The organism is Paenibacillus sp. EKM301P, assembly GCF_011800295.1.
GTDB classification, from domain to species: domain Bacteria; phylum Bacillota; class Bacilli; order Paenibacillales; family Paenibacillaceae; genus Paenibacillus; species Paenibacillus polymyxa.
In genome coordinates this window covers 948,327-962,166 of sequence record NZ_JAALFM010000001.1, presented here as the reverse complement: position 1 = coordinate 962,166, position 13,840 = coordinate 948,327, and the positions used below count along the sequence as shown (strand labels likewise).

Below are 13,840 nucleotides of genomic sequence, written 5' to 3'. Positions count from 1 at the left end.
GAATGAGAGCGCAAATCAGAAACGTTTTTTCTTCGGCTTGCCATACTGGTTAATGAGAGTTCGAAGTTGTTTCCCGGCTTGATTCAGTTCCATATCGTTCAGCACATAATCGGTGCTGACTTCCCAGGTGCTGCGGTCATTCAGATAAAAAATAAAGGTGGGGAAACGAGGGCGCAACCATTTGCGGATGGAGGCTCCCTCGAATTCAACTTTAGTGATTGCAGACCACGGGACAGTTCGAATACCGTCGGAAATACTGTGTTCATCAAAGATGAACAGGAAGGTATCCTTACGAAGCGTTCTGTTCAAACAGACCACCAAATAACTACCAAAAAAAGGAAGTCCAATCATAGCGGACGTAATAAAGAAGAAGATTTGCAGAGCAGAGATATCTTCGTCGATAAAAATGAGCAACAGTAAAAACAGACAAATCAGCACAAACATCAAGCTACCAAGGGCTTTCCAAAATGCCAGAGATCTGCGATATACAATTTTATCCACGGAATACCGCCTCGTCGGGTACAAACGCCTGAATGAACTGAGTTATCCGTTCTCTCCAGTCTGATTCAGTCACACTTTCAATGCGCAGACATGGGGTGGCCTGCATATCCAGTGCTGTATTTCTTACGATCCACACATCATTCGTTCCTTTAAGAACAAATAGCAGATTTGTAACGGAAGGCCCCTCTTCATCCGTGTCCGTGTATACCATCTGGCTCAAATTATCGAGGTTGCAGTGATTACGATTAAAATCCTCTCGCCAGTCTTGTATCATTTGCTCAGCCGACTCTTGAAGCTTCCACGTTGCCATTTGCTGCATCGTGAAGTTAGATGAGGTTAACTCATTCCACTGTTCTTCTGTCAGATCGACGTATCGGCAGTGTGCATTGAAGTTTGGGGAAAACAGGTCGAATAATTGATCAATGTCGTGATGCCAGTCTTCTGGGGAAGACCAGCGAAAGAAATGGAGTTCATTGTGGCTGGAGAGGTGATACAAAAAACGGCCATTTCCATGGTGTATCGTTAATGTATTTTGCTTGTCCTGTTGCTCCTTGTATCCACGCAGCATTTGGCGGCTTTGTACCAGATGAGCCAGCATGTCAACAATGAACGTATCAAATTCAAGCTGCTGTTGCCCGTCATCCTGCTGTTCCAACAAGCCCTTGGATACCAGGCTATGTGTTGCAGCATGAAAAAGCAGTTCCCAGCGATCCTCCGTTAGTTCCCCGTAATAGGATTGGAGCAGACCCGAAGCCATATCCTCTGCACCCAGTGCAGTCAAGGCAAAGCCTAGTTCCTCAAGCGTTAAAATTACCGTTTGTTTGTCCATAGTCAGGCTCCTTCTCTCTCTGTTAAGTGTATGTTATTTAAATAGTTTGCTGGCCCAGCGTATCCCTTTTTCGGCGAACTTGGCGACTTTTCCACCTGCCCAGCTTCCCACTGTACCGCCAACGTATGCACCGACGGCTGCACCAACCGGACCGCCGATAGCACCGCCTACGGACCCCAAAACGACAGCACCGCCATAAGTTGCGGCAGTTTTGATCGCTACGTTAGAAGCAGATACAGCCACATCCGTTCCGGTAAGCTTCCCACTTTTCCATTTTCCAGCCAGACTGATGCCCTCGCCCACAATATTCATGGTGGCATTAATAGGGTACAGCTTTTTGGCGATCATGCCGGGAATTTGGCGGGTGGCTATGCCATAACGTCCTTTTTCCACCCCGGCGATGACGTTGCGCGTCCACTGAGGAAAGCTATTGGCTTTGTTGAATCCAAGGCCGAGCTTACCCATTTGCAGCTTTCCGGCTAAACGGTCAAAGCCCTTCAAGCCTTTCATGACAATACCTGGTTTAGCGAATTGGCGGTTTATGCTTTTGCCCAAATTACGCATAAAAGCATTGTTACCTTTGCCTTTCACCCATGCCGCATTATGTATAACCGCCCGAGTGGGATTTTTCAGACTTTTTTTGAATTCTACTGTTTTGGTGAGCACAAGTGTGGAAGCCAGACCACTATAGATCGCTGTCCCGGCAAAGCCCAATTGTCCCCGCCATTTATTGGCTTCTGACAGGCTGTTAATGGCTATATCTGCTGGGTCGTTCCCTTTTTTCCCAGAAGTTGCTCCTTCATTGCTCTTAATCTGTCCGCTCTGATCTCCTTGGTTAGTCCCTGTGTCTGCTTGGGTATCTGTTTCCTTGAATTTTACTGCAATGGAACGCAGCTCTGTGCTGACAGAACCGACCGTTTGAGTAAAAGCATCCATTTGTCCACGTGCTTTATGAAAATCCTGATAAAAGCGCTGCTGTGTCGTTCCTGCCCAGCTATTCTCTAGCATTTGGATTTGCTGTGACAGTTGTCCGCAAATTTGTGCTCCCAGTTCACGTGCCTGTGCGAACTGCCTGGAAACCGCCTCTAGTTTCTCAGGAGGAACCATAATTTTAGCCATGATGTCCACCTCGGATGATTAAAATAATTACTTAATATTTTAGTGATTCTAGTTGTGGTTAGCAAAAAAAGGAGGGGGTTTTTGTTAAAAATAAGTCATTTGTATGAGTTCATGAGGGGGTATAAGGGAAAATAGTAGGAGTTGTTATGATTCGAAATTCTTACATGTTACTCATAAAGAAGATGAAAAAAAGCCTCTCTGTTCAAATGGAGCTTTCCATAAGAATGAGAGGCCATCATGCATAGAAGCTACTATATAATGTGCGACACTCTAGCTTATTTTAAAGGAACCTGCTTGGACAGCTTTTCAAACTGCTGCAAGTGAGGGGTGATCTTGGCGGTAATCCCTTTGAGATATTTGATGGCCGCTTGTCTTTGACGTTCTTTGGTTGCGACCTCTTCAGGGAACATGGAGTATTCCTTTTGAACGGAGCCATTTTTATAATTTACGGAGAAAAGCTCTCCTTGCTGCCACCTTTGGACCAGATCCTGATTACTGTGCAAAATATTTAGCACTTCTTTACCATTTTTATAAGTAAAGCTGTAGTCTGGATCGGCTACAGCATGGATCACTTGGTAGCCGTTCTGTAATCCATTGTTCTGAAAAGTACCGACTTGGATTTCATTCGAACGTATCGTTCCGTCCGTTTGCGTCACTTTATCAGTCTGCGTACCCTTGCCACTTATGGTGTCATTGCTCCACGTTCCGCTATATACGACTTTATGATGTTGTCCATCTGCATCCGTGTATTGATTTATATATTTCCCAGTACCTGATCGCTTGCCATTCACAAAATCACCCGAATACTGCTTATATTCGCTCCATTTGATCGTACCGCGCCCGTGTGGCTGACCATTCTCAACCTCTCCATAGTAAGTAGCCTGCCCGGATAACTGAAGCAATTCCTTGGTTGCAGCTGCATTCGCTGCAGGTATATTTACCAACAGCGCTCCAGAAATCAGCGATGCAGACACCATAATAGGCAGGGACAAAGCCTTTCCTTTTTGCCAAAGTTTTTGCATCATGAGTTCTCCCCTTTCGAAGCTTTGAGTTTCTACGAATCATGTTCAACGACCCAGCACCGTTTTTATACTATTTTGTGCTTGGTGATTTATAGTTTAATATAGATTGAGAATTATAGGAAACTGTTAAGTGAAAACAGGTAATAAGGAGGGGAATTCTTGAATTTACCAGAACATGGGAGTGAGGATGTATCTAGCATTCTTGCCGTAGAGTTGGTACAGAAGCCTGTGAAGACCATAAAAGGAATCCATCAAGTGGAGCCAGATGCTAATATCTATTGGCTGATTGATGTGGAATTCAGTGGTTTTACGTTGTCAGATGAAGATATTTTGCAATTGCTTAAGGGGTATATTGTGTATGGGCACGTCCATGATTTGCAGATATGGACTAGTGTGGGACGCAGACCGGCAGGCGAATGCCATTATGATAAAATCTGTATTTGTATGGATATATTCGATAATGTAGAGATGCAGATTCGATTGGAAGAAGCCAAAGTTACTGACTTTATGAACACACTGCCAGCGCGATTTCAGGAGAAGGGTACCGTTCGTGTGCTTCCTCGGGAGGACGCTGCTCATGCACGTGCAAAAGCGGAAAAACTTCAAGCATTTGTAGATCAGGAAGGTGAGAGGGAACACACTGTCATGCTTAGGCTGGTAGCAGATCAAGGTCAATCTTACCGTGGAGTGGACATCTGGGATGTCATGCTCAGCCTTGGAATGGAGTGGGGAGATATGGATATTTTCCATGCACACCATCACGGTCCGGGAGGCTATGATGAACTATTTAGCGTACATACGGGAACCGATCCCGGCTTCTTTTGGTTGAGTACACTCGCAGAGGATCGCTTTGCAGATTTGATTTTCAGTATGGATGCGGTACGAACGGTGCAGCCGCAAGCTGTGTTTGAGGCGATGTGGAAAGGTGCCGAATATGCGCGCGCCAGACTCGGTGGGACATTAGTGAATGAACAGGAGCTGCCAGCTGTACAGGAAGACTATCTGCGCCAGATTCAAGAGATGGAAGACCGCTTAAGTGAGTTTGGTTGTAGAGCAGGCGAGGATGTTGTGATGTTTCTATTCTAGGTTAGAAAGGAGTGATTTCGTTGTCCAGCAACTCCATTGAGAAGCTAAGAACGATTTTAAGACGTAAAGCTACTATTTTTCATACAGGGGGACGCAGACCGTCGGGTTCCCTTGATCAGAGCTGGATCGGTAGAGTCACAGTAGCTTTACCGACAGAGGAACAGCCGATTGATGTACAGGGAAATGTTATGGCTCCGATCATGCAATTGTATCTGCCTGCTATGCCTTTTGTTCCTCAGGCTATACGTGATATCAAGCTGTTGACAGTCTTCCTGTCTCCCGATGTACTGGATCATGAGGATATGGAAGGATATATGTGTATTCGTGAGTATACGTCGGTAGAGGATTTGGTTGAAAAAGATTTTGGTCCGGCATTTATGCAAATCAAAGCATTTCCGCTGTTCCCCGAGCTCATAGAGAATGATTATCCGGTCTGGGACGGTGAAGATATTCCTGAGGAATACGGCAATGCCCTCAAAGATATGGACGAGGAGGAGCCCGACTATTTCGAGGACATCGTAGAGGACATATATGCGGTTCACAAAATGGGCGGCTATCCCAGCTTTATTCAACCAGGCATCGACTTTGGCGAAGGCTGTGAATTTGTGTTTCAGATTGCGTCAGATGCCAAAGCCGAATTGAATATTGTCGATGGGGGTAGCTTTTATTTTGCCAAGCATCAGAATGAAGGAACCTGGCGAGGTTACTTTGATTTCTATTAATAAGCTCATGTAGGGAAGAGCCTGGAAGCGATCGTTTTGTACAGCATGGTTCGAATACTTTTGAGTCTATCGAAGTTTTCCTGAAAAGTAACTCCGGCATGTTGTTGCAAGCCTTCTTCGAAATCTTTTTTATAATGGAGCATAGCTTCTGGGTAAAGGCCAATGATATGAATTTGATTCCATGTCGGAAAGGCGTCATGATGGTACCACACTTCCAATGTTTCAAGGGCAATCATCATGTAGCACCACTTTTTATGCTCAAGAATGTTTCGCATGGCAGGGCCGTTATTGTGAATCATAATGTGCCGAAATTCATCCAAATATGGGGCTTGCACATCTACATATTCAACAGCAAAAAAGGGTTTGAATGCACGTCGCTGTACATGTTGCGGTGGTGTGGGGTAATTCGATTGGGGCGTGCTGATCATCAATTCGCTGCGTACCTCTATTTCTTTTGGGAAGCCTGTCAGCTGTTGCTTTAACTTCACATATTGCTCGGCGACCGATTTGCTTTCAACTTGTAGAAGCAGCAGGAAGTTCCATGAATCGAATTCTCCGCGCTTTTCTGCCGTCAATCTGAATCTGTAGACTTCATAGCCTTGGATCGTATGCTCAACCATACATTGTTCCAAAAATGGTTTGACATTTATATTAAAATATTGAATGTACCGTGACATGGATAATTTAGGAATACGATGGCTTTCAGCCAGATAGAGTTGGTGATCAACAGACTGCATGACCAATCTCCCTTCTGTTTTATATTAGACTATCCTATCTTATCATTTGTTTATAATTTTCCATACATTGTCATGTTCAGTGTGAAACGATATACTCGTAATTTAGAAACTATTGAAATGAGGTAAAAAGATATGAATGTTTTAGGTCAGTTAGGATCTGCTATCCAGAGCAGCCTATTTATTCAATCCGAACTGAAGAAAGCACATGCATTGATTCAAAAGCACGACCTGCCTGTAGAGCAGGTGGAAGATGATTTTCACAAGCAAATTATCTTGCTGGAGCAATATGCTGGCACTCGCATTTTTCAGCAAGGGCTTGCCAGATACAAAGTAATCAATGCAATGCTTATGATCCTATCTGTGATTATATTGCTGGCAGCAGTTATCGTTGCAGTGGTGGAATATTTGCAGCCGGAGCGGCATCTGCTGCAAGTGTTGGCGAATGCCATGTTTGACCACTGGGTTCCCTCTATTACGATACTTAGTGTTGTATTTGTGGGTGTGATCGTTCTTGCCATCGTGAGAAATGTTTATGCCAGACGATTACATACGCGTGTGCTGGATCGGTCCTGGCAGGCCATTTTCCATCATGTGGACAAACGAGGATAAAGAGTAGCTGTAGAAGATTGGCATATCAGTTTAAGGAGTGGCAGCAATGAATGACTGGGAATCGGGCATCATTCAAGTTGATAATGAGCACGCGATTTATTCTTCTTTAACAGAAGAGCAGTTGTTAGAGACCGATTTGTACACGAAATATTTTCATTCTGTAAGAAAGCTAGGGAATGATTACATTTGGTATCATTTTGATCAAGTTCCTCTGCTGCACCGGTATTTTTTTGTGTCTGTATGCTTTAAGGATACGAGTCTAGTGGTTGTGGAGATTTCGCTCCAAGGCAATGAATTTCCAACTTCATGGGATAATTGGTCTGAAGAAGGGGAAAGAAAGCGTCAAAGGGAGCATGATCGTTTGTTACAACAACATTTGTCCGTAAAGCCAAACTATCGTCAAACCAAGCCTTACCCCTATATGGAATATGAACTTGACTGGGGGAAAATCTCTTCTTATTTTGACCCGCGGTCGGGAAATACGGCCGTTGCTTTTAAGTATAAAGGTGAATAGCGATCTTGTAGGTGAGACTGTTGGGATAAGTAAGGAGAAGTGTGATGGATAAAAAAGCAAAGAAAATACTCATGAACACTTTCTGGTCCAGCGGCTGGAAGCAGGAGCGAGGACCCTTTTCGGGTGAGGATTTTGAATATGCCAAAAGCAAGGGCTTGATGTTCGATCCGATCACCATTACGCATGATGAGATGATAAATAGGTTACATGAGTTGCACCAGCAAAAGGCTACAAAAGAGCGAGTGGCAGCGGCGTTTCTGCACAGTCTTTCCACGAAAAAGGTTCATTTGCGAAGCGCCTTATCGAGCTGGGCATTAACCGCAAAACTGCCTATGCATACCTATGGGGAGCGACCTGTTGTCCTGCCCAATTACAGCAGCTGTGGGGATTGTAATTTTCATAAACTAATGTCCGATAAGGAATACGTCAATAAGGATTTGAATGTGCTGAATTTTGAACGGATCAAATGGGGCGGTATTCGGCTGAATCACCTTCTTTACTGCTGGATGGACCTTGAATTGTTTAGTCAAGAAGAGGAGTTCCAGGTTTCGGATGAGGATCTGGCTATCCTTCATAACATGCTGGAAGCCGTTCAGGACTGTGAGGCTCAGAATGGTGCGCGGCAATTGGAGAAGCGCTGGAAAGATGTGTTCCCATCCAGCAAAAATGAACGCGACGTGGTTATGGAGGTATGGGGATATGCTGGCTTGCTGGCACCACGGGACACACCTCGTAGACGCCGCGGCGGCAATGATGATTTTTATTCGGTAGCAGCCTGGCAAGGAGATGACGGATACTCCCAGGAAGCGCTGGACTATTATTTTGGTACGTTTTTATAAAGAAAGTGAAGGTTTATCTTCAGGTTAGGCTATTCCCCCAAACAAAAAAGGGAACTCCCTGATTGGTTCAATTGGACAGAATACTTAGAATTAAAGTAGGGTGAAAAATTGAATTTTGGGGGAATGGATGATGAGTCGATTAACCGAAGCTATAAAGATGTTACACATTGTGAAAAAAGGATCAAGACTTTGAAAGGGATTAGTAGATACATCCCCAATCAGCATGGAGCCTGGGCAATGCTCATTCTTCCATTTTTGTTTGGCTTAGCTGCTTCTCCAAAACAATTCATTCATATACCTCTATTCGTATGCTGGTTTTTTATCTATTTATTTAGTTTTCCTGTTCTCCAATGGATCAAAACGGGAAACAGTAAAAGATACCGTAAACCTGTTGTTATATACGGAGCAATACTCCTTCCTCTTTTGGCTTCTCTAGTATGGGTTAAACCTGCGTTGATCTGGTACGGAGTTCTGCTCCTGTTCTTTTTTATGGCTAATATGTATTACGCCAAAATGAAGAATGAGCGTGCTTTGTTAAATGACATTACCGCGATTCTGCTTTTCTGTTCTTTTATATACCCTGTTGTTCATATTGGAGAAGGTGGAGATTGGACATTAACCACAGAGCTATTTTTGCTGTTGGTATGTTATTTCATAGGAACGGCTCTTTATGTTAAAACGATCATCCGTGAAAGAAAAAATCCACGTTACTATTATGCGTCTATTATCTATCATCTGATCATTGTGCTGTTGGCCGCCTGGATCAAGGTGTTTTTGGTTATTCCATTTTTGATTTTGTTCATACGAGCTATATGGCTTCCTAAATTCGAGTTAAAGGCAAAGCATGTAGGCATGGCTGAAATTGGATTTTCATTGATGCTCTATGTATCTGTGCTGTTTTTATATTTTTAAAAAGGAGAGACATCAATGATATCTTTGCAAACGCCACGAGATTATCGCGTAGACCCGTTTATCGTCATTTGGGAGGTAACGAGAGCTTGCGCATTAAAATGTCTTCACTGTAGAGCGGAAGCCCAATATAAGCCTGACCCTCGTCAGCTGACATTTGAAGAGGGCAAAAAGCTGCTCGATCAAATCGCTGAAATGAATCAACCACTGGTGGTTTTCACAGGTGGAGATCCGTTATCGCGTCCTGATTTATTTGAGTTGGCTCAATATGCAATTGAGGAGAAAAAGCTATCGGTTTCCATGACTCCCAGTGCTACCCCAAAAGTGACAAGAGCAGCGGTCGAAAAAGCAAAGCAGGTTGGCTTATCACGATGGGCTTTTAGCCTGGACGGTTCATGCGCGGACATTCATGATCATTTTCGCGGGACTGTGGGTTCTTACAATACGACCATGCGGGGAATTGGATATTTGAAGGAATTGAACATCCCTATCCAAGTGAACACCACCGTGTCCCGATACAATCTTCACGATCTGGAGCGAATTGCAGAAAAGGTAAAGGAAATGCAGGCGGTGTTATGGAGCTTGTTTTTTCTCGTTCCAACCGGGCGTGGGATGGAAAAAGATATGATTACTCCTGATGAGCATGAGGCTGTAATGAAGTGGTTGTATCAGATACAGCAACAGATGCCCTACGGTGTAAAGGCTACCGAAGCACCTCATTATCGAAGGGTTGTCCTACAGGAAAAGCACAAAGCAGGACAGCATAACACAACGTCCGAACAAAAAAGGGCAGATGTCTTGGGACGCGCCCCGAAAGGCGTAAATGATGGAGATGGATTTGTTTTTATCAGTCATATCGGCGAAGTGTACCCGAGTGGTTTCCTACCGCTAACTTGCGGGAATGTACGAAAGGATAGTTTGGCCCATATTTATCGGCACTCTCCGATTATGAACCATCTTCGGGATAAATCTCTGCTTAAAGGCAAATGTGGAGTTTGCGAATTCAATACAGTCTGTGGAGGCTCCAGAGCAAGGGCTTTTGCCATCACAGGAGACTATTTGGAGAGTGACCCTTATTGTGCATATATGCCTGGAGTGGGGAAGGAAACGTGTGCTCATGAATAAAAATGCTAAAAGAGTTGTGATCCTTGGTGGAGGAATAAGCGGTTTAAGTGCTGCCTTTTATGTGAAAAAGCTGGCGGAGGATAGGCAGCTTGAAGTGGAGATTACACTGGTGGAGAAAAGCGACCGTCTGGGAGGAAAGCTGCAAACGGTTCGCCAAAACCATTTTATGATCGAAAAAGGACCGGATGCTTTTCTGGCCAGAAAGACGGCTATATTGGATCTGACTATAGAATTGGGGCTGGAAGCCGATTTGGTGTCAACAAACCCGAAGGCCAAGTCGGCCTCCATTTTGCATAAAGGCAAGCTGCATACTATGCCAATGGGCTTTATTTTAGGCATTCCAACAAAGTTAACTCCCTTCATTCGAACAGGGCTAATCTCTCCACTGGGAAAAGCGCGCGCAGCTCTGGATTTAATTATTCCAGCCAAGCAAGGCGATATGGATGAATCTCTGGGGGATTTTATCAAGCGGCGTCTAGGTAAAGAGGTGTTGGAGCAGATTACTGAGCCTTTGCTATCTGGTATTTACGCTGGCGATACGTATTCTCTTAGCCTCAAGTCAACCTTCCCTCAATTTAAGCAGATGGAACAAAAGCATGGAAGTTTGATTATAGGTATGGCTAAAGGAGCGGGGAGAAAGTCGGGTGCACCTAACAAATTGCCGGATATCGCCAAGAAAAGCATGTTTCTTTCCTATCGACATGGATTATCGACCATTGTGGATCGGTTAAAGGAAAAGCTCGACACCGTCCATTTTGTGATGGGACAGCGTGTGGCTGAGGTGAGAAAAGAGGACGGTTATCAAGTAGTACTAGACCATGGGCAAATCATAGATGCAGATGCAGTGATTTGTGCAGTTCCAGCCTTTGAGGCGGCTACATTATTTTCCGATATCGCAAGTGTGAGCTGGCTCCATAAGATTAACTACGTTTCGGTAGCGAATATTTCCCTGGCGTATAAAAATTCAGACCTTCATCTTGCCTATGAGGGAACTGGATTTTTAGTTCCCCGCAAAGAAGGAAAAATGATTACGGCCTGTACTTGGTCATCGACAAAGTGGAGCCATACCGCACCTGAAGGGTATACACTCTTACGGACTTACATTGGGCATGCAGGCGCACAGGGATGGGTTCAGATGACAGACGATGAACTTGTAGCTGCGGCGCGCAAAGACCTGAAGGATTTAATGGGAATCGATGCTGAACCTGAATTAACTGAAGTCAGTCGGTGTAATCAATCCATGCCACAATATCCGATAGGACACAAAGAGCAGATGGCGAAGGTGAGACATGATTTGTCACAGGATTTTCCGCGTGTATTTTTATGTGGTGCTGGTTATGGAGGGGTTGGCATTCCGGATTGTATCGCTCAAGGCAAAGAAGCAGCTGAACAGCTGGTCTCAGGTTTTTTATAATCAGGCTCTTTCCACGAGTGAAAAAGGGATCGCCCTAATTGGTTCAGCCTTGAGAGAGGCATAAAATGAGAATTATGTATACAAATGAAGTAGATGGGGGAATGAAAAATGAGTCAGTTAACGGAAGAAACATGGGTAGCGGACATTGTAAAAGAAGTACCCAAAACAAGTGACTTGTTCCGCAAACTACGGATTGACTTCTGCTGTGGCGGGAAAATACCGCTCCGTGAAGCAGCGGAGAGCCGAGGTCTTCATGCTGATGAATTGCTGGCGCGGGTGCATGAAGTAGAGGAAAATCAGGCACAGCATAAGCAAATGCAACCTTCCTCACTAGAACCCAAAGAACTGATCGCCTATATTCAGGATGAGTATCACACAAAGTTGTGTGAAGAACTAGCGGCGCTCACACCGTATATTACCAAGCTAACACGGGTTCATGGCGAACGTTATTCGCACCTGAAGCGAGTGAATGAACTTTATACCTTGCTTAAACAGAAGTTAACGGTACATATTCAATTCAAGGAAAGTCTTCTGTTTCCGTTGATTCAAGCGTTTTTTCAGGACTCGACGTTTGAGCGTGTGGACGCACTTCTTTTTCACTTATCCGAGTTGCAAGACGAGCACCAAGCGGTTGTGGATTTACTGCAGGAGCTGCGTTTGATTACCAATGGCTTTGAGCCGTTACAGGAAGCTTGTGGCACACATCGACTTGTATTGAAGCGTTTGGAGGATCTGGAAGCGGACATTTACAATCATATTCTTCTTGAGAATTGTACACTAGTTGAACGTACCAGACAGGCACAACCCCATTCATAATGAAACCTATCACTTCATGACAGGCTAGACGTAAGGAGTCAAACAAAAATGAAAAAAATTATTAAACATAGCCAGGCACTCTTTTTTGCTTTTTGTGTTGTGTTATTACTAGCAGGGTGCGGTGCGGGGCAACAATCAGCTTCAAGTGGTAGCAGCGCGGTCCAGAACGAGGTCTCCGGCCAGGATTCATCGAAAAAGACTGAAACTGTAGAACTGACCATTTCCGCGGCTGCGAGCTTAACAGATGCACTTAAAGAAATCCAGACATTGTACGAATCATCCCATAAAGGTATTCAATTGAATTTCAACTTTGGTGGTTCTGGTGCACTGGAAAAGCAGATTGAGCAAGGAGCTCCATCGGACTTGTTTTTGTCTGCTTCGAAGAAAAACATGAAGTCTCTCGTAGATCAGCATTTAATAGAGAGCAATAAACAAAAAACATGGCTGACGAACGAGTTGGTAGCGGTGATCCCTGCTGACGGGACGACGAGCATCACGAGTGTAAAGGATTTAATGCAAAAAGAAGTGAAAAAGGTAGCAATCGGTATTCCTGAGAGTGTTCCTGCAGGCAAATATGCACAGGAAGCACTGACGAACGTTAAGCTTTGGGATGTGTTACAAGACAAGCTTGTTCAGGCAAAAGATGTTAGACAAGTGCTGCAATATGTAGAAACGGGTAACGCAGATGTCGGATTTGTGTATAAGACAGATGCGTTAACTTCGCAAAAGGCGAAAATTGCTTTTGAGGTGGACTCTAAAACTTATTCAACGGTTGAGTACCCTATCGGGATCATCAAAGCTTCCAAACACATCCAAGAAGCCGAAAGCTTCTATGAATACCTTCAATCGCAAGAATCTCTGAACATTATGGCTAAGTATGGATTTACCATACCGAAGTGAGCATGCAGGCTATAGATTGGAGCGAATATTGGCCTCCGATTCGTTTATCGTTACAGATTGCACTGTTATCCAGCGTTTTGGTGATCCTATTAGGCTTGTTTGCGGCATGGTCCATGTCGCGGTTAGGATTATTTAAAGGGAAAACACTCGTTGAAACCGTGCTTATGCTGCCTTTGGTGCTCCCGCCGACGGTAGTTGGATTTTTACTGCTAATCTTACTCGGACGAAAAAGTGGATTTGGACGTTTGGTGGAGCATTGGTTTGGCGAGCCTATTGTATTCTCATGGTGGGCTGGGGTCGTGGCCGCGGTGGTTGTGGCTTTTCCCCTAGTCTATCGGACACTGAGAATGGGATTCGCTGCAGTGGATCGTGACTTGGAAAACGCGGGGCGCTCGATGGGGGCAAATGAATGGCAGGTCTTCCGATATATCACCTTTCCTTTGATTTTCCCTTCTTTTAAAGCGGCCTTTATACTTGGTTTTGCCCGTGGGCTGGGAGAATTCGGTGCTACTCTGATGATTGCCGGAAATATTCCGGGTAAAACACAAACGATCCCTACAGCCATCTATATTGCAGTGGATTCTGGTCATCTTCCTATGGCCTGGGCTTGGACATGCTCTATCATATTCATTTCCTTTATAATGCTCCTGTTAACAGGTCAAAAGAACAATTAATCTATTCATACAAGCTTCCCTCTG

At 44.5% G+C, this 13,840-nt stretch carries 16 protein-coding genes; 11 read left to right on the top strand and 5 right to left on the bottom strand.

The annotated features are described in order from the left end of the window. Window positions 1-15: 15 nt before the first annotated feature. The 4 genes from HFD99_RS04340 to HFD99_RS04325 form a co-directional block, all read right to left on the bottom strand. Complete coding sequence (locus HFD99_RS04340) at window positions 16-501, bottom strand: DUF5381 family protein (RefSeq protein ID WP_090889697.1); 486 nt, start codon at window positions 499-501, stop codon at window positions 16-18. Continuing rightward, window positions 494-1,330, bottom strand: coding sequence for a hypothetical protein (locus tag HFD99_RS04335; RefSeq protein ID WP_045244295.1), 837 nt, complete (start codon window positions 1,328-1,330; stop codon window positions 494-496). The genes HFD99_RS04340 and HFD99_RS04335 overlap by 8 nt, the downstream gene beginning before the upstream one ends. A gap of 33 nt (window positions 1,331-1,363) precedes the next feature. Further along, entirely contained in the window at window positions 1,364-2,449 is a 1,086-nt protein-coding gene (locus HFD99_RS04330) for a WXG100 family type VII secretion target (RefSeq protein WP_123797485.1), read from the bottom strand. Between the two features lie 275 nt (window positions 2,450-2,724). After that, complete coding sequence (locus HFD99_RS04325; RefSeq protein ID WP_019688199.1) at window positions 2,725-3,471, bottom strand: hypothetical protein; 747 nt, start codon at window positions 3,469-3,471, stop codon at window positions 2,725-2,727. 159 nt (window positions 3,472-3,630) lie between these two features. On the opposite strand from HFD99_RS04325, the gene HFD99_RS04320 reads away from it, so the two are divergent. Together HFD99_RS04320 and HFD99_RS04315 are read left to right on the top strand one after the other, a co-directional pair. Beyond that, window positions 3,631-4,557, top strand: a complete 927-nt coding sequence (locus HFD99_RS04320; protein WP_045244296.1) for a cell division protein ZipA C-terminal FtsZ-binding domain-containing protein — start codon at window positions 3,631-3,633, stop codon at window positions 4,555-4,557. A 20-nt stretch (window positions 4,558-4,577) separates the two neighbouring features. After that, entirely contained in the window at window positions 4,578-5,279 is a 702-nt protein-coding gene (locus HFD99_RS04315; RefSeq protein ID WP_031461955.1) for a DUF1963 domain-containing protein, read from the top strand. A 5-nt stretch (window positions 5,280-5,284) separates the two neighbouring features. Here the strand turns inward: HFD99_RS04315 and HFD99_RS04310 are convergent, their stop codons facing one another. Further along, window positions 5,285-6,016: a hypothetical protein gene (locus HFD99_RS04310; RefSeq protein ID WP_123797484.1), complete on the bottom strand. Its 732-nt coding sequence runs from the start codon at window positions 6,014-6,016 to the stop codon at window positions 5,285-5,287. A 132-nt stretch (window positions 6,017-6,148) separates the two neighbouring features. Here HFD99_RS04310 and HFD99_RS04305 point away from each other — a divergent pair, with 132 nt between their 5' ends. The 9 genes from HFD99_RS04305 to modB all read left to right on the top strand — a co-directional run bounded on the left by HFD99_RS04305 (window position 6,149) and on the right by modB (window position 13,816). Next, a complete protein-coding gene (locus HFD99_RS04305) occupies window positions 6,149-6,625 on the top strand; it encodes a DUF6097 family protein (protein WP_016821801.1) in 477 nt (158 codons plus the stop codon). 46 nt (window positions 6,626-6,671) lie between these two features. Beyond that, complete coding sequence (locus HFD99_RS04300) at window positions 6,672-7,139, top strand: hypothetical protein (RefSeq protein WP_016821800.1); 468 nt, start codon at window positions 6,672-6,674, stop codon at window positions 7,137-7,139. Between the two features lie 44 nt (window positions 7,140-7,183). Next, window positions 7,184-7,978, top strand: coding sequence for a hypothetical protein (locus HFD99_RS04295; protein ID WP_044787713.1), 795 nt, complete (start codon window positions 7,184-7,186; stop codon window positions 7,976-7,978). Window positions 7,979-8,101: 123 nt separating this feature from the next. Then, complete coding sequence (locus HFD99_RS04290) at window positions 8,102-8,890, top strand: YwiC-like family protein (protein WP_044787712.1); 789 nt, start codon at window positions 8,102-8,104, stop codon at window positions 8,888-8,890. Between the two features lie 15 nt (window positions 8,891-8,905). Then, window positions 8,906-10,012 carry a TIGR04053 family radical SAM/SPASM domain-containing protein gene (locus HFD99_RS04285; RefSeq protein WP_016821798.1) on the top strand — a complete coding sequence of 369 codons (1,107 nt, stop codon included), beginning with the start codon at window positions 8,906-8,908 and terminating at the stop codon, window positions 10,010-10,012. After that, a complete protein-coding gene (gene hemY / locus HFD99_RS04280) occupies window positions 10,005-11,426 on the top strand; it encodes a protoporphyrinogen oxidase (protein WP_090889674.1) in 1,422 nt (473 codons plus the stop codon). The genes HFD99_RS04285 and hemY overlap by 8 nt, the downstream gene beginning before the upstream one ends. A gap of 108 nt (window positions 11,427-11,534) precedes the next feature. Next, a complete protein-coding gene (locus HFD99_RS04275; protein ID WP_017426859.1) occupies window positions 11,535-12,242 on the top strand; it encodes a DUF542 domain-containing protein in 708 nt (235 codons plus the stop codon). Between the two features lie 48 nt (window positions 12,243-12,290). Further along, window positions 12,291-13,142, top strand: coding sequence for a molybdate ABC transporter substrate-binding protein (gene modA, locus HFD99_RS04270; RefSeq protein ID WP_031461948.1), 852 nt, complete (start codon window positions 12,291-12,293; stop codon window positions 13,140-13,142). Continuing rightward, on the top strand, window positions 13,139-13,816 hold the full coding sequence (modB, locus tag HFD99_RS04265; RefSeq protein ID WP_016821794.1) for a molybdate ABC transporter permease subunit: 678 nt from the start codon (window positions 13,139-13,141) through the stop codon (window positions 13,814-13,816). Before modA ends, modB begins: the two co-directional genes overlap by 4 nt. Window positions 13,817-13,840 lie beyond the last annotated feature (24 nt).